Source organism: Bradyrhizobium glycinis, assembly GCF_016031655.1.
GTDB classification, from domain to species: domain Bacteria; phylum Pseudomonadota; class Alphaproteobacteria; order Rhizobiales; family Xanthobacteraceae; genus Bradyrhizobium; species Bradyrhizobium glycinis.
This window is the reverse complement of sequence record NZ_JACCHQ010000010.1, coordinates 171,485-192,130: the sequence shown is the minus strand read 5'-3', so window position 1 is coordinate 192,130 and position 20,646 is coordinate 171,485. Positions and strand designations below refer to the sequence as shown.

Annotated in this window: 16 protein-coding genes; 12 read left to right on the top strand and 4 right to left on the bottom strand. The window is 64.8% G+C overall.

Going from position 1 to position 20,646, the window contains the following annotated elements; translation table 11 throughout:
• Positions 1-10: 10 nt before the first annotated feature.
• Together HZZ16_RS17290 and HZZ16_RS17285 are read right to left on the bottom strand one after the other, a co-directional pair.
• On the bottom strand, positions 11-1,384 hold the full coding sequence (locus HZZ16_RS17290) for a hypothetical protein (protein WP_197949830.1): 1,374 nt from the start codon (positions 1,382-1,384) through the stop codon (positions 11-13).
• Between the two features lie 107 nt (positions 1,385-1,491).
• Positions 1,492-2,748, bottom strand: coding sequence for an allantoate amidohydrolase (locus HZZ16_RS17285; RefSeq protein WP_197949883.1), 1,257 nt, complete (start codon positions 2,746-2,748; stop codon positions 1,492-1,494).
• A 397-nt stretch (positions 2,749-3,145) separates the two neighbouring features.
• On the opposite strand from HZZ16_RS17285, the gene HZZ16_RS17280 reads away from it, so the two are divergent.
• The 6 genes from HZZ16_RS17280 to HZZ16_RS17255 are packed head-to-tail and all read left to right on the top strand — an operon-like array spanning position 3,146 to position 9,025.
• Positions 3,146-4,258, top strand: coding sequence for a BMP family ABC transporter substrate-binding protein (locus HZZ16_RS17280; protein WP_197949828.1), 1,113 nt, complete (start codon positions 3,146-3,148; stop codon positions 4,256-4,258).
• Positions 4,255-5,367, top strand: a complete 1,113-nt coding sequence (locus HZZ16_RS17275; RefSeq protein WP_197949826.1) for an ABC transporter permease — start codon at positions 4,255-4,257, stop codon at positions 5,365-5,367. Before HZZ16_RS17280 ends, HZZ16_RS17275 begins: the two co-directional genes overlap by 4 nt.
• A 1-nt stretch (position 5,368) precedes the next feature.
• Entirely contained in the window at positions 5,369-6,295 is a 927-nt protein-coding gene (locus tag HZZ16_RS17270; RefSeq protein ID WP_197949824.1) for an ABC transporter permease, read from the top strand.
• Between the two features lie 17 nt (positions 6,296-6,312).
• Complete coding sequence (gene biuH / locus HZZ16_RS17265; protein WP_197949822.1) at positions 6,313-7,002, top strand: biuret amidohydrolase; 690 nt, start codon at positions 6,313-6,315, stop codon at positions 7,000-7,002.
• Positions 6,999-8,528 carry an ABC transporter ATP-binding protein gene (locus tag HZZ16_RS17260; protein ID WP_197949820.1) on the top strand — a complete coding sequence of 510 codons (1,530 nt, stop codon included), beginning with the start codon at positions 6,999-7,001 and terminating at the stop codon, positions 8,526-8,528. The genes biuH and HZZ16_RS17260 overlap by 4 nt, the downstream gene beginning before the upstream one ends.
• Before the next feature lie 11 nt (positions 8,529-8,539).
• On the top strand, positions 8,540-9,025 hold the full coding sequence (locus tag HZZ16_RS17255) for a nucleoside deaminase (protein WP_197949818.1): 486 nt from the start codon (positions 8,540-8,542) through the stop codon (positions 9,023-9,025).
• Between the two features lie 77 nt (positions 9,026-9,102).
• On the opposite strand, the gene HZZ16_RS17250 is transcribed toward HZZ16_RS17255, so the two are convergent.
• Positions 9,103-10,206: a hypothetical protein gene (locus HZZ16_RS17250; protein WP_197949816.1), complete on the bottom strand. Its 1,104-nt coding sequence runs from the start codon at positions 10,204-10,206 to the stop codon at positions 9,103-9,105.
• A gap of 570 nt (positions 10,207-10,776) precedes the next feature.
• Between HZZ16_RS17250 and HZZ16_RS17245 the strand changes: the two genes are divergently transcribed.
• The 4 genes from HZZ16_RS17245 (at position 10,777) to HZZ16_RS17230 (ending at position 15,480) form a co-directional block, all read left to right on the top strand.
• Complete coding sequence (locus tag HZZ16_RS17245) at positions 10,777-12,348, top strand: ABC transporter ATP-binding protein (RefSeq protein WP_197949814.1); 1,572 nt, start codon at positions 10,777-10,779, stop codon at positions 12,346-12,348.
• The gene (locus HZZ16_RS17240; RefSeq protein WP_197949812.1) at positions 12,332-13,423 is read left to right on the top strand and encodes an ABC transporter permease; all 1,092 of its coding nucleotides are present in this window, start codon (positions 12,332-12,334) and stop codon (positions 13,421-13,423) included. The genes HZZ16_RS17245 and HZZ16_RS17240 overlap by 17 nt, the downstream gene beginning before the upstream one ends.
• The gene (locus HZZ16_RS17235; RefSeq protein WP_197949810.1) at positions 13,410-14,327 is read left to right on the top strand and encodes an ABC transporter permease; all 918 of its coding nucleotides are present in this window, start codon (positions 13,410-13,412) and stop codon (positions 14,325-14,327) included. The genes HZZ16_RS17240 and HZZ16_RS17235 overlap by 14 nt, the downstream gene beginning before the upstream one ends.
• A gap of 76 nt (positions 14,328-14,403) precedes the next feature.
• Complete coding sequence (locus HZZ16_RS17230) at positions 14,404-15,480, top strand: BMP family ABC transporter substrate-binding protein (protein ID WP_197949808.1); 1,077 nt, start codon at positions 14,404-14,406, stop codon at positions 15,478-15,480.
• A 108-nt stretch (positions 15,481-15,588) separates the two neighbouring features.
• On the opposite strand, the gene HZZ16_RS17225 is transcribed toward HZZ16_RS17230, so the two are convergent.
• Entirely contained in the window at positions 15,589-16,938 is a 1,350-nt protein-coding gene (locus HZZ16_RS17225; protein WP_197949806.1) for an 8-oxoguanine deaminase, read from the bottom strand.
• A 146-nt stretch (positions 16,939-17,084) separates the two neighbouring features.
• Between HZZ16_RS17225 and HZZ16_RS17220 the strand changes: the two genes are divergently transcribed.
• Positions 17,085-17,912, top strand: coding sequence for an FAD binding domain-containing protein (locus HZZ16_RS17220; protein WP_197949804.1), 828 nt, complete (start codon positions 17,085-17,087; stop codon positions 17,910-17,912).
• Positions 17,909-20,632: a molybdopterin-dependent oxidoreductase gene (locus tag HZZ16_RS17215; protein ID WP_197949802.1), complete on the top strand. Its 2,724-nt coding sequence runs from the start codon at positions 17,909-17,911 to the stop codon at positions 20,630-20,632. The genes HZZ16_RS17220 and HZZ16_RS17215 overlap by 4 nt, the downstream gene beginning before the upstream one ends.
• Positions 20,633-20,646 lie beyond the last annotated feature (14 nt).

Below are 20,646 nucleotides of genomic sequence, written 5' to 3'. Positions count from 1 at the left end.
GGTTCGCGGATCAGTCATTCCACTTGAGGAGTGGCGTGCCATACGCCCTCCTCCAGACCGACAGGAAGCGCGGAAACCACGAGTGGGCCACGGCGCCCTTATAGGCCCACGTACGATACTTCAGCCCCTGCTCCGAGATCAGCTCCTGATAGCCCCCGTGAACCTCGGTCGCGGTGCGAATGTCCTTCAGGATTCCTTGCGCGCAGGCCCGGTAGATCTCGCTCCCTGAGGCCTCATCAAAGTCCAGCATACGATCCGCAAATTCGACATTGAACGTCGGCCAGGAGGAGCGCCCCTGATAGGCTGGCGCCGCGATCTTGTGGATGATCTTGTTGCGCGGATTATCCGCCGACACCAGGAAGTGGAACGTGCTGGGGATGCGAAACCGCGGTTCGGCGATGATCAGATCCGTCGTCGCCGCGAACAGCGCGCGCTCGCTCGCCTCGCTCATATCCCAGAAGCCGCGATGCACGCTGACGAAATCCAATGCGACCGACGATGCCGGTGAGCTCGCCGGACCGTCCAGGGAATGCCTGATATAGCCGTCCTTGCCGAAGAGGCGGAGCAAATCCCTCTTGTACTGCGCGAGGTCGCGTCCGAGCAGCCGCTTCAACTCGTTCTCGTCGACGATCCCGAGCTGCACGCCCCATACGAAGGTCGTGTAGACGCAGGCGTTGGTGACGAAACGCCGGCGCTCGGCGCGGGTATCCGTCGCCGCGGAGCGCGGGCCGCTGGCATCGCACAGCAAATATCTGGTACCGTAAGCGTCGAATGACTCCAGCTCGCTCGCAAGCTTCAGGATCGCGCGCTTCAGGTCTCCGCCATATTCGGCCAGCAACAAGCGGCCGGCATGCGCGCATTGTGACATCGCCAGATAGGACGACGCTCTCTCCTCGGCAGAGATCATCTGATGGAGGCCGGCGAGAATACCGAGCAGCGTATCCGAGGGCCGCGAGAAATAGTTCACGCCGAGATACCGGCCCTGCCCGGCCGGAACGATGGTCGTGGTAACGACGTCGGCGCGAACCGCTTCCATCAACAGGCGAACGCTCCTTTCGAGCAGACGGACCCGCCGCACCGCGTCCTGCGCATCCATGATGGTTTCAGGATCGAGAACGTCGGGATAGAACCAGGCAAAGTCGCGGGGGTAATAGGCCGATGCGTGCGGTGCGCCGGTGACGAGGAAGGCCTCGGTCACCGAAAAGGCGCTGTCCATCGAATGCCGGTAAAGATCCTCGATGGCCGACGACGAATGATGCGATTGTCTCAGGAATCGATCACCAAGAAAATTGACCGCCTGAAGGGCGTTGGCGAGGAAGGTCGCAGCCATCCCCTGATAAAACCGGTTCTCACGATGTGATGGAAAAGAGATGTCGCTGTTCATGTCCTTCAATCGGCTGATTGTCTCGTGACCCTCGCGATAATGGCCACCATTTTAATCATGACTGATTCGTATCTCTACCCGGTGACTTGCGGGTTCGTGACGCTCGCCTAACCCTTACGCGGCCTGAAATTCTCGATCACCCTGAGCAGCACCCGCGCGCCGGCGTCGGCATCCGTGAGCTCGACGTGCTCGTCCGGGTGATGGCTGATGCCGCCACGGCAGCGGACGAAGATCATGCCGACATCGGCGATGTCGATCATGGCCATGCCGTCATGCCCTGCCCCGCTCGGCAGCTCGAACGCGGAGAAGCCTTCGGCTTCGATCCCCTGTGCGATCCGCTGCTTCAGCCACGCTGCGCAGGGCGCGGTGCGATTCTCATGGGTGACGTCGAGCTGAAGCGCCAGCTGCCGCCGCTTGGCGATCGCCTCGATCTGGCGGACGACGTCAGCCACCGCGCGCTTGCGGTGCATATCGGTCGGCGCGCGCATGTCGATGGTGAACGACACTTCGCCCGGAATGACGTTGGTCGCGCCGGGCCTCGCCTGGATGTAGCCGACGGTGCCGACGAGGCCGCCCTCGTCGGTGCGGCAAAGTTGCTCGATCGCATTGATGCATTCGGCCGCGCCGGCGAGCGCGTCACGGCGCAGCGCCATCGGCACGGTGCCGGCGTGACCGGCCATACCGGTGAGCCGGGCCGCAAGGCGCGTGGCCCCGGCAATGGCAGTGACGACGCCCACCGGCAGGTTCTGCGCTTCCAGCACCGGCCCCTGCTCGATGTGCAATTCGAGATAGGCAAGCAGCTCGCGCCGCGCGCGCGCGGCCGCACCGACATGGTCGGGATCGAGGCCGAACTGCACGAGCGCCTCGCGCATCGACACGCCGTCGCGGTCGCGCGTATTCAGCACGCTCTCATCGAAGGTGCCGGCCACCGCACGGCTGCCGAGCAAGGTCGAAGCGAACCGCACCCCCTCCTCGTCGGCAAAGCCGATCACCTCGATCGCAAACGGCAGGCGCTTGCCGCGGCGGTTGAGATCAGCGACGCAAGAGATCGCCGTGATCACCCCCAGCGGTCCATCCCATTTGCCGGCATCGCGCACGGTGTCGTAATGCGAGCCGAGCATCAGGCAGGGCATGCCCGGCCGGACGCCTTCGTACCGGCCGCAGACATTGCCGATGGCATCGAGATGGGCGCTCATGCCGGCCTCGCGCATCCACCCCATGATGAGGTCCGCGGCCTGGCGCAGCTCCTTGCTGAGGAAGATGCGGGTGAGTTTTTCAGGCTCTTCCGAGATCGCGCCGAGCTCGTTGATCCGGCGAACGATCTCATTGCCGAGCGATGCATCGTGAACGGTACCAGCGCCCATCTCGGCGAGCTTTCCATCTTCTGCGGACACGGCGGTCCTGACGACAATCGATACAAGTTCGGTGCCAGCGAACATCCTCCGGCGCCGTCCCAGTCAGCGCGTGGTTAGCATGAATGCGCCTCGCCGGCCGACCGTCCGACGCGGGTCATGCACATGACCACGCAGGTTCGGGCTGCTCAAGTCCACTGCATACAATACTTTGAGATTGCCTAAAGATTAGTCTGTCACTTTCCTCACCAAGTTCAGCCCACTCCTTATCTCACATTTCTTTCAACCACTTATAACGAACTGCACTCTTCATAATCTCTGGCACGAAGCTTGCGACATCTGATCCCGGCTCCGCCAAACCGGCGCGGCTACGAGATCAAGGCGGGGCATCCGCCAAGGGGAGCGAGCAATGGATTCTGGCAGGATTTCACGACGTCATGTGTTGCAGGGCGGCGCGGCCCTCACCCTCGGTGCGGCAGCGGGCCTCCGCCCGGCCTTCGCGGCCGAGACCACCATCGGCTTCATCTATGTCGGCTCGCGCGACGACTACGGCTACAATCAGGCGCACGCGCAGGGCGCGGCGGCGCTGAAGAAGATTCCCGGCCTCAAGGTGGTCGAGGAGGAGAAGGTGCCGGAGACCGACGCGGTCGAGAAGACGATCGAGTCCATGATCAATCTCGACGGCGCCACCCTGCTCTTCCCGACCTCCTTCGGTTACTACAATCCGCACATGATCAAGATGGCCAACAAGTACCCGAAGCTCCGCTTCGAGCATTGCGGCGGCCTCTGGAGCGAGAAGGACCCCAAGAACGCCGGCAGCTACTTCGGCTATATCGACGAGGCTCAATACGTCTCCGGCATCGTCGCCGGCCTGACGTCGAAGAGCAGCAAGCTCGGCTTTGTCGCGGCCAAGCCGATCCCCCAAGTGCTGCGCAACATCAACGCCTTCACGCTTGGCGCCAAGTCCGTGAATTCAAAGGCCACCACGCAGGTGATCTTCACCGGCGACTGGTCGATGCCGGTCAAGGAGGCTGAAGCCACCAACAGCCTGATCGATCAGGGCGTAGATGTGCTCACCTGCCACGTCGATGGGCCCAAGACCATGGTCGAGAATGCCGCGCGGCGCGGCGCCTTCGTCTGCGGCTATCACACCAACCAGTCGGCGCTGGCACCCAAGGCCTATCTCACCGGCGCGGAATGGAACTGGGAAGCGCTCTATCCGAAGTTCGTCAAGATGATCGCCTCTGGCGAGGGCATCCCGAATTTCTACCGCGGCGGCCTGAAGGAAGACATCGTCAAGACCTCGCCCTATGGCGAAGCGGTCTCGGCCGAAGCGCGCAAGGCGGCCGACGAGGCCAAGGCAAAATTCCTGTCGGCAGAAGGCTTCGCCATCTTCAAGGGTGGGCTGGTCGACAACAAGGGCAAGACCGTGATCCCTGCCGGTACCGATCGCGGCCAGAAAGATCCTGAACTGGAGAAGATGGACTACCTCGTCGAGGGCGTGCTCGGAGCCACTTCGTGACGACGGAAGCGGCGGATTCCACGGACGCGGTCGGGACAGTTGCCCCGGCCGCCGATCCCGGTTTCCTCCAGCGTCACGGCGGCACGATCGAATATGTACTGATCCCGGGCGCGGCGCTGGTCGGCGCGCTCGCGGTGTTCGGCATCTTCGTCGCGATGTTCGGCAAGAACCCGCTCGATCTCTATTTCTACATGTATTACGGCGCGTTCGGCACCTGGTTCTCCTGGCAGAACACGTTGACGCGTGCAGCGCCCCTGATCCTCACCGCACTCTGTACCGCGCTGCCGGCGCAACTCGGCATGGTCATCATCGGTGGCGAAGGCGCGCTGCTGATCGGCGCATTGTCGGCGACAAGCGCCGCACTTGCGCTTCAGGGCTTGCCGCCGCTCGTCGTCCAGATCGCCATGGTCTGCGCCGGCGCGATCGGCGGCGGACTGTGGATCATGCTCTCAGGCGGCTTGCGGCAATATCGCGGCGTCAACGAGACCATCTCGAGCCTGCTGCTGGTCTACATCGCCCTCGCGATCCTCAACCATCTCGTCGAAGGGCTGATGCGCGATCCCGCCAGCCTCAACAAGCCGTCCACCCGCGAGATCGGCGCCGCCAACATGATCGGCTCCATTCCCGGCACCGACGTGCATTGGGGCCTCGCGTTCGGCCTGATCGCCGCGATCGCCTCTTACATCCTGATCTATCACACCGTGTTCGGCTTCGCCGCGCGCGTGGCCGGCGGCAACATCCGCGCTGCGAAGATCGTCGGTCTCGGCGTCGACAAGCTGATCCTGACCGTCTGCTTCCTTGCCGGCGGCGCGGCTGGCCTCGCCGGCATGGTCGAGGTCGCCGCCGTGCAGGGACGCACCAACGCCAATCTCGCCGCCGGTTACGGCTTCACCGGCATCCTCGTCGCCTTTCTGGCGCGGCAAAATCCGCTCGCCATCATCCCGGTCGCGATCCTGCTCGGCGGCATCAGCGCCAGCGGCGGCCTGCTGCAACGTCGCTTGGGGCTGCCCGATGCGTCCGTGCTGGTGCTGCAGGGCATCATCTTCGTTTTCGTACTCGCCAGCGATGCGCTCTACGGCCGCATCGGATTCCTGAAGGGAAAATCCTGAGATGGCAGACGGATCGATCGGCCTCTGGACCGTCCCGCTCGCCGTCCTCGGCGGCGCCATTCGCGTCTCCACCCCATTCCTGTTCGTGAGCCTGGGCGAATGCATCACCGAGCGTGCGGGCCGTATCAATCTCGGCCTCGAAGGCACGCTGGTGGTGGGCGCGATGAGCGCCTATGGCATCTCCTATCTCACCGGCTCTCCGTGGCTCGGCGTACTTGCCGCCGGCATCACCGGCGCGCTGCTGGGTGCGCTGCATGCCGGCATCTGCTCGCTGCCGCGTGTCAACGACGTTGCCGTCGGCATCGCCTTGATGCTGTTCGGCACCGGCCTTGCGTTCTATCTCGGCAAGCCCTTGATCGAGCCGACAGCGCCGCGGCTGCCCGCCATCGACTTCGGCTGGTGGAGCGACATCCCGCAAGTCCGGGCAGCGCTGCGCATCAACGTGCTGTTCCTGATTGGCGTGGTGCTGGCGCCAATCCTGTATTGGGCATTCCGCACCACCCGCTGGGGCCTTCTCATCCGCACCGCCGGCGAGAGCTCGGATGCCGCACGCGCGATGGGCCATTCCGTGCTGCTGATCCGCCTGCGCGCCACCATGGCCGGCGGTTTCCTCGCCGGCATCGGCGGCTCGTTCCTGTCGCTGTTCTATCCCGGAAGCTGGAACGAGGGCCTTTCCTCGGGCCAGGGCATCACCGCAGTGGCGCTCGTGATCTTCGCGCGCTGGGATCCCCTGCTCTGCCTGTGGGCCTCGCTCGCCTTCGGCGGCGCGGCGGCACTGGGTCCGGCGCTGCAATCAGTCGGCATCACCTCCGGCTATCACCTCTTCAACGCTGCGCCCTACATCCTGACGCTGGCGATCATGATCATCACCTGCTCGCCGAAGCGGACGCTGACCGGCGCGCCCGCCGAACTCTCGATCACACGGTAACACGCACGAGGTCGTCCATGCCCGAGCCCGAGCGCTACATCAAATCCGAGCCCTATGCCTGGCCCTACAATGGTGATCTCCGCCCCGAGAATACGGCACTGATCATCATCGACATGCAGACCGATTTCTGCGGCGTCGGCGGCTATGTCGACAAGATGGGCTATGACCTCTCGCTGACGCGGGCGCCGATCGAGCCGATCAAGCGGCTGCTCGCAGCGATGCGCAAGCAAGGCTTCCATATCATCCATACCCGCGAGGGCCACCGCCCCGATCTCTCCGACCTGCCCGCCAACAAGCGCTGGCGCTCGCGCCAGATCGGCGCCGGTATCGGCGATCCCGGTCCGTGCGGCCGCATCCTGGTGCGCGGAGAGCCCGGCTGGGACATCATTCCCGAATTGGCGCCGCTGCCGGGCGAGCCGATCATCGACAAGCCCGGCAAGGGCTCGTTCTGCGCGACCGACCTGGAGCTGATCCTGCGCGTGCGCGGCATCGAGAACATCGTGCTGACAGGGATCACGACCGACGTCTGCGTCCACACCACGATGCGCGAGGCCAACGACCGCGGCTTCGAATGCATCCTGCTGCACGATTGTTGCGGCGCGACCGACAAAAGCAACCACGACCATGCGCTGAAGATGATCAAGATGCAGGGCGGCGTATTCGGCGCAGTCTCGACCTCTGATGCCTTCATCGGAGCGATTTCGTGATCATCGGCGAAACACCGCCGCCCTCTGGCGCCTTCGGCGTCGACGCCGTCGCCATGACCATGCGCTTCGGCGATTTCCTGGCGTTGGACAATGTCGAGCTGAAGGTGCGGCCGGGCTCGTTCCACGCCCTGCTCGGCGAGAACGGCGCCGGTAAGTCCACCCTGGTCAAATGCATTATGGGATACTACCACGCGACCGAAGGCGACATCATCGTCGGCGGCCGCGAGCAGGCGATCGCCAACCCGAAGAACGCCCACGCGCTCGGCCTCGGCATGGTCTACCAGCATTTTACGCTGGTGCCGGCGATGACAGTTGCCGAAAACCTCGTGCTGGCGCGCGACGACGTGCCGGCCGTGGTGAACTGGCCGAAGGAGATGAAGGAACTCGAGGCGTTCTTGGGCCGCATGCCATTCAGGGTGCCGCTCGGCGCGAAAGTTTCGGACATTTCTGCCGGCGAACGGCAGAAGTGCGAGATCCTCAAGCAGCTCTACCTGAAGCGCCGCTTCCTGATCCTGGACGAGCCGACCTCGGTGCTGACGCCGGCGGAAGCCGACGAGGTGCTCGGCATGCTCCGCGAGATGGTGGTCAGGGGCGAGCTGACGATCCTGATGATCACGCACAAGTTTCGCGAGGTCATGGCGTTTGCCGATGACGTCACGATCCTGCGCCGCGGCAAGCTCGCCGGTGCCGGCAAGGTTTCCGAGCTGACGCCGGACGCGATGGCCCGCACCATGATCGGTGCCGAGGAGTTGACGGTGCAGCCGCCGCGCACTGGCAAGCCTGGCCAAGCCAGGCTCGAGCTGCAAAAGCTCCGCGCGCTCGACGATACCGGCGCGGTCGCCGTGCATGATGTTTCGCTCACCGTCCGTGCCGGCGAGATCGTCGGCATCGCCGGTGTCTCCGGTAACGGCCAGCGCCAGCTGGTCGAGGTGCTGGCCGGCCAGCGCGAGGCCGAAAGCGGCGAGATCCGTGTCGCCGGCGATCCCTACCGCGCCAGCCGTGAGGAGATGCGGCGCCACAAGATGTCTCTCTTGCCCGAGGAGCCATTGAAGAACGCCTGCGTCGGCGGCATGAGCGTCGCCGACAACATCGCCTTCCGTGATTTCGACCGCGCGCCCTTCGCTCGTGGCTGGTGGCTCAATCCACGCGCTTTTCGCGACGACGCGAGGACGAGGATCGCGCGGTACAAGATCAAGACCCGCACGCCGGACACGCCGATCTCGGCACTGTCGGGCGGCAACGTGCAGCGCGCTGTGTTGGCCCGCGAGCTCGGCGGCGACGTCGAGGTGCTGATCGCCGCTAACCCCTGCTTCGGCCTCGATTTTGCGGCGGTGGCGCAGATCCACGCCGAGATCATGGCCGCGCGCAACCGCGGCGCCGCAGTCCTGCTCGTCAGCGAGGACCTCGACGAACTGCTCGAATTGTCGGATAGGCTGGTGGTGATGTTCCACGGCGAATTCGTGTATGAAGCACGGACCAGCGAGGCCGACCTCACCGTGGTCGGCCGGCATATGGCAGGGCACTGAACGGAGGATCGATGGACGACGCATCAGGGCGCGACGAGCACTTCCTGCGCCTGTCCTTCGCGGTCGCCCGCCGTTCCCTCACTCATGGCAACCATCCCTTCGGCTGCATCGTCGTCGATGCGGACGGCAAGGTCCTGATCGAGACCGAGAACGGCTACATGCCGGATCGCGACGGCACCGCGCATGCCGAGCGCCTCGCAGCCACCCAGGCCTGCCGCACGCTCGATCGCGAGGTGCTGGCGAAAGCCACCCTCTATTCCTCCGCCGAACCCTGCGCGATGTGTGCGGGCGCGATCTACTGGGCCGGCATCGGCCGCGTCGTCTACGGCCTCAGCGAGCATCGCCTGCGCGGCATCACCGGCAACCATCCGGACAATCCGACCCTCAACCTGCCATGCCGCAAGGTCTTTGCCAGCGGCCAGCGGCCGACGGAAGTCGTCGGGCCGCTGCTCGAAGACGAAGCCGAAGCTCTGCACGACAGCGTTTGGACCAAGTAGCAGCAAATCCCAAAGGAGATGACGCCGCGGAGGTTTGACGCGGCGCCATCGTCCTTCACCTGCAGAGCATCAGGCGATCAGAACTTCACGGTGATACCGGAGTAGAGCGAGGACTCCGTGCACGCTCCGGTGCTCACCCTGGCGCCACCGACCGGCGTGGTACAGCCGACCGCGAGGTTGTGATCGAGGCCGAACTTGTTCTGCCAGTAGCGGTAGGCAACCCAAACGTCCACGAAGTGCGAGTACTTGTCGCCCCAGGCCGCCTTCGAAGCATCGAGGGTCAGACGGATGGGCTCCGAATTCAACTCGACTGCAGTATTGTAAACACCATTGGCCGGGCTGTAGGGGAGTGGCTCAGTGTCCGTGCCCTTCTTGCCGTACCAGCCGGCGCGGCCGCTGATCGAGAAATACTGCATGTTCGGCGGCAGGAAGCCGAGGTCCATGTAGTAATTGACCTCGACAGCCCAGGTCGGCTTGAACGAGGTGTTGCCGTCCGCAAGACAGGTGACGCCGGGAAGGCCCGGACCAAACAGCCCGCACTGGCTGAAGGAATTGTGGTTGGCGAACTCCCAATAGACCAGCGGCGCGACGTTGATGTACCCCTTGTAGGGCAGGTCGAATGCAAATTGCAGACCGCCGACGACGTCGCGCTTGGCAGCCCCGAAATACCGGTTCTCGGTATTGGCATCCATGCCGACTTCGAACGAGATGTTGTGCAGCGGGCCCGCGCTGAACGCCTTGGTGTTGAAGAGCTCGTTCCAGCCGAAGGTCGAGCGGAACAGGCCGTAGATTTCGGTCGCACCTGCGCAGGTGGCCGGCGTACCGAAGATTGTCCCAGCATTGGTGCACGGCCCGGCCGGATCATTGTGATCCGACTTGAACATCGAGATAGTGAAGAAGTTCGTGCCGTACGCCCAGAGGTCGAAATGCGTGAACGAATAGACCTGCTTGGTTGTCTTGCTGTCGATCGACCCATCTGGCCGGAATGACCACGCGCCGGGTTGCGCAGCGTTGAAGATGTACGAGAACGTGACGCGGTTATCGATCACCAGGAAGAATGGAAGGTCTGGAGCCTTGTTCGCCGCCTTGACCGGCAGATCCGCCGCCTGAGCTGGGCCACCGGTGGCCAGCGTAGCAAGTGCCAGCGCCGCTGCTGCCATTGCCGAGTAACGAAACGACATCCTGAATACCCCCTCGTTTGGGCAAGCAAAAACGCGCGCCCCTGGGTGCGACATTTGCGCCGATCTCCCGGACCGAGAAGCCTCAACTTTTCACATGGCGTGCCGCATGCTGCAGCAGCACGCGACGGACGACGGAAGAATTGCAGCGCCCCGAGGTGGCACGAACACGCAAGGCGAGGGGCACCGCTGCCGAACATTCCCGATTGTTTCTGTTCGGATTTTCTGATCGCGCCCGAACGCAGTGCCGCAGTGACGCAGCTGTCGGCGCCACTGCACTGCGTGCGACGGACGACCGACGCGTCCATTGCTCAACATGGCGTCAGGCCTGCACAGCGGGTTCCGATTTGCCTTGAACCGTCACAAATTTGCAACAGGGACCCACCCGCAGACGCAAATCGCCGCCGCTGTCCAGGTGCTGTTTGCCGGGTTTGATCGTTCGGAATCGACGACGAGCGCTGGGCCGAGCGCCTGCCGAAGCGTTGAGCAAGGGATGATGCTTTTTCACATCTTACGCCGCGGTTCAAACTGGCCCAGTATTGAGGCACTTCACCCATGCAAGCGCATCAGCGAATGTTAGATCCGACGCCCAACGGCCAGCATTCCGGCAAGTCCCCGCTCCTGAGGACCATCGGCCTCACCAAACGTTATGGCGATTTCATCGCCAACGATTGCATCGATATCGAGATCTGGCCGAGGGAAATTCACGCCCTGCTGGGCGAGAACGGCGCCGGCAAGTCAACGCTGGTCAAGGCGATCTACGGACTGATCCAGCCCAGCGCCGGCGAGATTCATTGGCAAGGCCACCGAATCGCGCTGTCCGGCCCGTCCGAGGCGCGCAGCCGCGGCATCGGCATGGTGTTCCAGCACTTCTCACTGTTCGACAATCTCACCGTTGCCGAGAACGTCGCGCTCGGCCTCGATGGCAAGGAATCGTTCAAGGACATGTCGGCCCGGCTGGAACAGGTATCGAAGACCTACGGTCTGCCGCTCAATCCCAGGCGTGAGGTGTGGCAACTCTCCGTCGGCGAGCGTCAGCGCATCGAGATCGTCCGCGCCTTGATGCAGGATCCGAAATTCCTCATCCTGGACGAGCCCACCGCGGTGCTGACGCCGCAGGAAGCCGACCAGCTCTTCATCGTGCTGGAGCGCCTCAAGGCCGAGGGCCGCGCCATCCTCTATATCAGCCACAAGCTGGAGGAGGTGAAGCGGCTGTGCGATACGGCGACGATCCTGCGCGGCGGCAGGAAGGTCGAGACCTGTAACCCTCGGCTCGAAACTGCCGCCTCACTTGCGCGGATGATGGTCGGCGGCGAGGTCAAGGAGGTGAAGGCCGCATCCGGCCGCAAGACCACCGTGCCGCGGCTCGTCGTCAACGATCTCTCGCTCGCCCCCGCCGAGGCGCATGGCGTGCGGCTCGAGCACATCTCATTCGAACTGAAGGGCGGCGAGATCTTCGGCATCGCCGGTGTCGCCGGCAACGGCCAGGACGAATTGTTCGCCGCGCTCTCCGGCGAGCGCCTCGCGAAGGACCCCGGAACGGTGCTGATAGAAGGCATCGCTGCCGGTCACCTTTCGATCACCCAGCGGCGCAAGCTGGGCGCGGCCTTCGTTCCCGAGGAGCGGCTCGGCCACGGCACCGCGCCGCGGATGAAGCTGTCGGAGAACGCGCTGCTCACCGGCCACGCCGCCAGCGGCATGGTCCATCGCGGCTTCATCGATACGGCGGCCACGCTGAGAACGGTCGACCGCGCGACCGAAACCTTCGACGTCCGCAAGGCCAAGCGCGATCCCGAGGCCGCGAGCCTGTCCGGCGGCAACCTGCAGAAGTTCATCGTGGGACGCGAGATCCTGCGCAATCCCGCGGTGCTGGTGGTGAGCCAGCCGACCTGGGGCGTCGATGCCGGCGCCGCCGCGGTCATACGTCAGGCGCTGCTTGATCTTGCCACCGCAGGCGCCGCGGTGCTCGTGACCAGCCAGGATCTCGACGAGCTCGCCGAGATTGCCGACCGCATCGCTGTGATGTTCCACGGCAAGCTGTCGGCTCCGCTCTCGGCACGCGACGCAAGCCGCGAGAAGCTGGGCCTTCTGATGGGAGGCAGCAGCCTTGAGCCAAAGGAGATCGCGCATGCAGCTGGTGCTTGAGAAGCGTGCCGAGCGCTCCGATACGATCGCGCTGGTCTCGCCCCTGATCGCGATTGGCCTCACGATCGTCACCATGGTCATTCTGTTCGCGATCCTGGGCAAGAATCCGTTGCTTGCCCTGCACGCCTATTTCATTGCGCCCCTCACCGACGGCTATTCGCTCCAGGAGATCGCGGTGAAGGCGACGCCGCTGGTGATGATCGCGATTGGCCTGTCGCTCTGCTATCTCGCAAACGCCTGGAACATCGGTGCCGAAGGGCAATTCCTGATCGGCGCAGTTGCGGGAAGCTGGATCGCGGTGAAGACGCAAGGTACCGATGCCGGCGCCTGGGTGCTGCCGGCTATGCTCGGCCTCGCCGCCGCCTCAGGCGCGCTCTATGCGCTGATCCCGGCGATCTGCAAGGTGAAATTCGGCGCCAGCGAGATCCTGACCAGCCTGATGCTGGTCTATGTCGCCGATCTTTTCCTCGACTATCTCGTGCGCGGCCCCTGGCGCGATCCGCACGGCTTCAATTTCCCGACCACGGCCGAGTTCGATCCGGTCGCGACCGTGCCGTTGCTGATCGAAGGCGGCAGGCTGCATCTCGGCTCGATCATCGCCCTGCTCGTCGTCGCGGCAGCCGCGATCCTGCTCGGGCGCACCATCAAGGGTTTCGAGATCCGCGTGGTCGGCGCCGCGCCGCGTGCAGCGCGGTTCGGCGGCTTCAACGCCAACCAGCTGATCATCCTGACCTTCGCCGTCTCCGGAGCGCTGGCCGGGCTTGCCGGCATCATCGAGGTGGCGGGTCCGGTCGGGCATCTCCAGCCCGGCATCTCGCCCGGCTACGGCTTTACCGCGATCATCGTCGCTTTCCTCGGCCGGCTGAACCCGCTTGGAATATTAATCGCAGGCCTCTTCCTCGCATTGACCTTTATCGGCGGCGAGCAGGCGCAGATCGCGATGAAGATTCCCTTGGATGTCACCAAGGTCTTTCAGGGCATTCTGCTGTTCTACGTGCTCGCTTGCGACTCCCTCATTCTCTACCGCTTCAGGCTGGAGTTCCCGAATCGACAGGTGGCCCGTGGAGCTGGTTGAGGCCATCATCCTGGCAGTGCTCGCCGCGTCGACGCCGCTGTTGATTGCGGCGACGGGTGAGCTCGTGGCCGAGCGTTCCGGCGTGCTCAATCTCGGGGTCGAGGGCATGATGATCGTCGGCGCGGCCTGCGGCTTTGCCGGCGCGTGGCTGACCGGATCGATCTTGATCGGCGCGCTGTTGGGCATCCTCGCGGGCACGTTGATGTCGCTCGTCTTCGCGCTGATGGCGCTTGGGCTTGCCGTCAACCAAGTCGCAACAGGCCTCGCACTGACCATCCTCGGCGTTGGGCTCTCGGGCCTGATCGGCGCCGGCTTCGTCGGCGAACGCATCACGCCGGCCGTGCACCTCGCCATTCCCGGTCTCACTAATGTCCCCCTTATCGGCCGCGTGCTGTTCGGCGAGAACGGCTTCGTGTATTTCTCGATCGCGCTGATCGTCGCGGTGTGGTGGTTCCTGTACCGCACACGGGCGGGATTGATCCTGCGCGCCTGCGGCGACAATCACGTTTCCGCGCATGCGCTCGGCTATCCCGTCCTGCGCATCCGCACCTTCGCCGTGATGTTCGGCGGCGCCTGCGCGGGCCTTGCGGGGGCCTATCTGCCGCTCGCCTATACGCCGTTCTTCATTCCGGGTATGACCGCCGGCCGTGGTTGGATCGCGCTGGCGCTGGTGGTGTTCTCGTCCTGGCGGCCGGGCCGGCTCGTCGTCGGCGCCTACCTGTTCGGGGCGGTGACGATTCTGCAACTGCATGCGCAGGGATGGGGCGTCGGCATTCCATCGCAATTCATGTCGGCGCTGCCTTATCTCGCGACCGTCATCGTGCTGGTCCTGCTCTCCCGCGCGCGCACGGGCGGCTCGACGGCACCGGCCGCGCTCGGCACGGTGTTCGTGCCCGACCGTTGAATTTCGTTTCTGCCGTGTGCACGATGGGGCGCGCATGTGGCGGATTGTGGCTTTCCCCGATGTTTGGAGATTGATCATGAGGAAATCACTTCTTGCACTGGCTGCCGGGCTCTTGCTCGCCGGGAGCGTCAGTGCGGCCTCCGCCGCCGACAAGCTGAAAGTCGGCTTCGTTTATCTTGGTCCGATCGGAGACCTCGGCTGGACCTATCAGCACGACCTCGGTCGCCAGGCGCTGGTGAAGGAGTTGGGCGACAAGATCGAGACCACCTATCTCGAGAACGTGCCCGAGGGCCCGGACGCCGAGCGCTCGATCGAGCAGCTTGTCCGCGCCGGCAACAAGCTGATCTTCACCACGTCGTTCGGCTACATGGATCCGACGCTGAAGGTCGCCAAGAAATATCCGAACGTGCATTTCGAGCACGCCACCGGTTACAAGCGTAACCCGAACATGTCGACCTATTCGGCGAAATGGTATCAGGGCCGCTACATTCAAGGCCTGATAGCGGCCAAGATGTCGAAGTCGGGCGTGCTCGGCTATATCGGCTCGTTCCCGATTCCGGAGGTCGTCTCCGGCATCAACGCGACGATACTGGCGGCGCAGACCATCAATCCGAACATCAAGGTCAAGATCATCTGGGCCAACACCTGGTTCGACCCCGGCAAGGAGGCCGACGCCGCCAAGGCGCTGATCGACCAGGGCGCCGACGTCATCATGCAGCACACGGATTCGCCCGCCCCGATGCAGATCGCCAGCGAACGCGGCAAGCTGGCCTTCGGCCAGGATTCCGAAATGATCAAGTTCGGGCCCAAGACCCAGCTGACCTCGATCCTCGACACCTGGGGCCCCTACTACATCGAGCGCGTCAAGGCCGAGCTCGCCGGCACCTGGAAGTCCGAGGACACGTGGGGAGGCCTCGACAGCCACATGTTCACGATGGCGCCCTACACGAACATGCCCGACGATGTGAAAAAAATGGCCGAGGATGCCCAGGCCGCGATCACCGCGGGCAAGCTGCATCCGTTCAAATGCCCGATCGTTGGGCAGGACGGTAAGCCGGTCGAGTGCAAGGGCGGCGATCACCTGGATGACGGCCAGATCCTCGGCATGAATTTCTACGTGAAAGGCATCGACGACAAGCTGCCGGGCAAGTAGCACGCTTCTTGCATTGACCAAATCACCTGCTCCTCCCGGAGGAGGTTCGGAGGGGGTGGCCAGAAGCACCCGGCACTTGTGGCTGCCCCCTCTTTCTATTTCGCCCGACTAACCAGCCTGCATCGCCCGCGCCGCCGAACTGTGGCGGCGGATGAGGTCTGCCACATCGAGGCCGGGGATCGCACCATCGATCACCGCCCATTTTCCAGCCACCATCACCCGGTCGGCGCGATGCGCCCCGCACAGCACGAGCGCAGCCAGCGGATCGCCGTGGCCGGAGAAGCGCAGCTCGTCGAGCCTGAACAGCGCAAGATCGGCGGCCTGGCCGACGGCGATGTCGCCGAGTTCCGGCCGGCCGACACACGCCGCCGAGCCCTTGGTCGCCCAGCGCAGCGCATCCTTGTGGCTGACCTTGGTGACGCCATAGCGCGCCCGTTGCAGCAGGAACGCGGCCCTGACCTCCTGCATCAGGTTGGACCCGTCGTTGGATGCCGAGCCGTCGACACCAATACCGATCCCGACGCCGGCCTCTTCCATATCGCACACCGGGCAACAGCCGGACGCAAGCAGCTGGTTGCTGCAAGCACAATGGCTGATGGTCGTGCCGGCCTTTCCGAGCCGTCTCATCTCGTCCGGATTGAAGAAGATTCCATGGGCGAGCCAGGTCCGCGCGTTGAGCCAGCCGCATTGCTCGAGATAGTCGAGCGGACGGCAGCCATACATCTGCTGACAGAATCTGTTCTCGTCCTCGGTCTCGGCGAGATGGGTGTGCAGGCGCAAATCGAGCTTGGCAGCGAGATCGGCGGTGGCGCGCATCAGCGACGTCGTCACCGAGAACGGCGAGCATGGCGCCAGCGCGATCTGCACCATCGCATCCGCCCCGCGCTGGTGATGCTTGGCGACCACGCGGGCGCTATCGGCGAGAATGGTGTCCTCGTCCTGCACGACGCTGTCGGGCGGCAGGCCGCCGTCGCGCTGCGACAGGTTCATCGAGCCACGCGTGAGCAGCACGCGCACACCGAGGCGCTCCGCCACCGCCACCTCGATATCGACGGCGTCTTCGAGTCCGGCCGGGAAGACGTAGTGGTGATCCGTCGTGGTGGTGCAGCCGGAGAGCAAAAGCTCGGACATCGCCACGGTGACGCCGAGCTCGAGCGCTTCCGGCGTCAGCCTCGCCCACACCGGATAGAGCGCCTGGAGCCATGGGAACAACTCGCGGTCCATCGCGGCCGGCAGCGCCCGCGTCAGCGTCTGGTAGAAGTGATGATGGGTATTGATCAGGCCCGGGAGCACGACGTGTTCGCCCGCATCGAACACTGCGACATCCGCGGTTGCAGGCACACCGCCCGCCGGCACGAGCTCGACGATCCGGCCGCCCTTCACGACAATGCCGCGCTCGGCCCCGTCGGCGAGGATGGCCAGGGGATCCCTGATCCAGGTCGAACTTGCCTCACTCATGATCCTGCTTCTCCTCACCCACGCTGACGGCGGGCCTGCAAGGCCGAGGACGATCGCGCCCTTGCTTCGACTTGTTGTTGCCACTTGGCTCCCGTCTTGCAACACTTCGCTCGGACCATTCAACCGTCGGAAGCGTTGGCGCAGCCATGGACTTGAATACCATCACAGCCGTCGTCCATCCGCAAACGCGCGCGCAGCTGCCCGTTTGGACGGCAGGTGATGCTTGGCTCGCGGGCGGCACCTGGCTGTTCTCGGAGCCTCAAACGCATCTGACGCGACTGATCGATCTCACCGATTTGAAATGGCCGGCGCTGACGATCACCGCGAGCCACCTCTCGATCGCCGCCACCTGCACCATCGCAGAGCTCGATGGACTCGCCTGCCCGTCCGATTGGCTCGCAGCGCCGCTGATCAACCAGTGCTGCCGGGCCTTCCTTGCGTCGTTCAAGATCTGGAAGACCGCGACCGTCGGCGGCAATCTCTGCATGTCGCTGCCGGCGGGACCGATGATCTCGCTGACGTCGGCACTCGACGGCGTCTGCACCATCTGGAAGGCCGGCGGCGGTGAACAGAGGCTTCCGGTCGCCGAATTCGTCACCGGCAACCAGCGCAATCGCCTGACGCCAGGCGATCTTCTTCGGCAGATCGACATTCCGATCGCCGCACTGAAGCGCCGTACAGCCTTCCGCCAGATCTCGCTGGCGCCGGTCGGCCGCTCGGCGGCGCTGCTGATCGGCAGCCTCGAAGCCGACGGCATGCTGACAGTCACAGTCACCGCGTCGACGGTGCGGCCGATCCAGCTGCGCTTCCGCAAAGCGCCGGACGCAAGCGCGCTGCGCGCCGCGCTCATGCAGGAGATTGCCGATGATCTGTACCACACGGACATCCATGGCGCGCCACTCTGGCGCAAGCACATGACGCTGCGCCTGGCCGAGGAAATTCGCGGCGAGCTGCTCGGAGCGACACCCGCATGAGCCTGGAGGTCAACGGCAAGGCGTTCTCCCAGGAGCCGCGCGCCGGCCAGTGCCTGCGCACGTTCCTGCGCGAGCTCGGCCATTTCGGCGTGAAGAAAGGCTGCGATGCCGGCGATTGCGGCGCCTGCACGGTGCTGCTCGACGGCGAGCCTGTGCACAGCTGCCTGATTCCGGCGTTCCGGGCCGAAGGGCGCACCGTGACTACGATCGAAGGCCTTGGCGGTGATCACGGCACGCACCCGATGCAGCAGGCCTTCCTCGATGCGCAGGCCTTTCAATGCGGATTCTGCACCGCCGGCATGATCCTGACCTGCGCTTCGCTGAACCAGGCACAGCGCACTGATCTCGGCACAGCGCTGAAAGGCAATATCTGCCGCTGCACCGGCTATCGGTCGATCGAGGATGCGATCCTCGGCAAGACCAATGTCGAGGCGAGCGTCGAGGCCGGCGCCGCCTTCGGACGGAGTCTGCCGGCCCCCGCAGGCCCCGACGTGGTCCGCGGCACGGCACGCTACACCTTCGACACCGCAATCGATGGCCTGCTGCACATCAAGCTGCTGCGCTCGCCGCACGCGCACGCCAGGATCGTCGCGATCGACACGTCGGACGCGTTGAGCATCCCCGGCGTTCACGCCGTGCTGACTCACGAGGATGCACCATCCGTCCTGATGTCGACGGCGCGGCACGAGAAGGACTGGATGGACCCGGAGGATACCCGCGTCCTGGATGACGTCGTTCGTTTCATCGGCCAGAAGGTTGCCGCCGTCGTCGCCGACACCGAAGCCGCTGCCGAGGCGGCGTGCCGCGAGCTGAAAGTCAGTTACGAGATCCTGCCGGCGCTGATCGATCCCGAGCAGGCGATGGCACCGGGTGCGCCGGTCGTTCATCCCGACCGCACCACTGCGAACCGCGTTGCCGATGCAAAGAGCAACCTGGTCGCGGAGACGCATGGCGAGCTCGGCGATGTCACGGCGGCGCTCGCCACATCCGCCGCTACCTACGAGGCCACCTTTCACAGTCACCGTGTGCAGCATGCCGCACTGGAGACCCATGGCGGCCTCGCCTGGCTCGATGATTCCGGCATGCTCAACGTCCGCACCTCGACGCAGGTGCCGTTCCTGACCCGGCGTGCGCTGTCGGACATCTTTCAGCTTCCCATGGACAAGGTCCGCGTGTTCTGCGAACGCGTCGGCGGCGGCTTTGGCGGCAAGCAGGAGATGTTCGTCGAGGATATCCTGGCGCTTGCCGCGCTGAAGACCGGGCGGCCGGTCAAACTTGAGCTGACACGCGAGGAGCAGTTCATCGCGACCTCGACGCGGCATCCGATGCGAATCCACGTCAAGGCGGGCGCGGACAGCGACGGCAAGCTCACCGCGCTCCAGCTCGACGTGCTCTCCAACACCGGCGCCTACGGCAATCACGCCGGCCCCGTGATGTTCCACGCGCTGGCGGAGTCCATTGCCGTCTACAATTGCCCGAACAAGCGGGTCGACGGCGTCGCCGTCTACACCAACACTGTGCCGGCAGGGGCATTTCGCGGCTATGGCTTGCCGCAGGCGCTGATCGCGGTGGAAGCGGCGATCGACGAACTGGCGAGGCAGCTCGGCATCAGTCCCTACGAGATGCGCCGGCGCAATATCGTGAGGCCCGGCGATCCCATGCTGTCGCCGCCGCCGTCCGAATATCACGACGTGCTCTACGGCTCCTACGGGCTCGACCAGTGCCTCGATCTCGTCGAGCGCGCGATGCAGGCCGATGCCCCACAGCCGGAGCTGTCGCCGGATTGGCTGGTCGGCGACGGCATCGCGCTGACCATGATCGACACCGTGCCGCCGGCCGGCCACTTCGCGGACGCGACGATCGCGCTCAACGACGGCGGCGGCTTCGACCTCACCGTCGGCACCGCCGAGTTCGGCAACGGCACCAGCACTGTGCATCGCCAGATCGCGGCGACCACGCTGGCGACGACCGTCGACAGGATCCATCTGCGCCAGTCCGACACCGCCCATGGCGGCCACGACACCGGCGCCTATGGCAGCGCCGGTACCTTCGTCGCCGGCAAGGCGACGCATGCGGCAGCCATGCAGCTTGCGAGCGAGCTGAAGGCGGCGGCCGCCGGCGCCTGGCTGTGCGATGTAGAGACTTGCGCGCTCGATGCGGACACCGTCGTCAGCGGCGTCCGCCGCATGCCTTTTGCGGAGCTGGCGAAGCTCGCCCGCGAGCGCGGCCGGCCGTTCGCAGGCAGCGGCACGTCCGGCGGCACGCCGCGATCGGTCGGGTTCAACGTGCAGGGCTTTCGCGTCGCGGTGAACAGGGGCACCGGCGAACTCCGGATTCTCAGGAGCGTGCACGCCGCGGACGCGGGCGTCGTCGCCAATCCCATGCAGTGCCGGGGTCAGGTCGAAGGCGGCGTGGCGCAGGCGCTCGGCGCTGCGCTCTACGAGGAGATGGTGATCGACGCGAGCGGCCGCGTCACCAATCCGAAGTTCCGCGACTACCACCTGCCCTCTTTCGCCGACGTGCCGCGGACGGAGGTCTTCTTCGCCGAGACGTCCGACACGATCGGCCCGCTGGGCGCGAAGTCGATGAGCGAGAGCCCCTACAATCCGGTCGCCGCCGCGCTCGGCAACGCGATCGCGGATGCCACCGGCATTCGCTTCACCGCGCCGCCCTTCAAGCCGGACCGGCTGTTTCCGGCGCTCCATGATAAATTTGGCTAGATGCATGTTTCGGG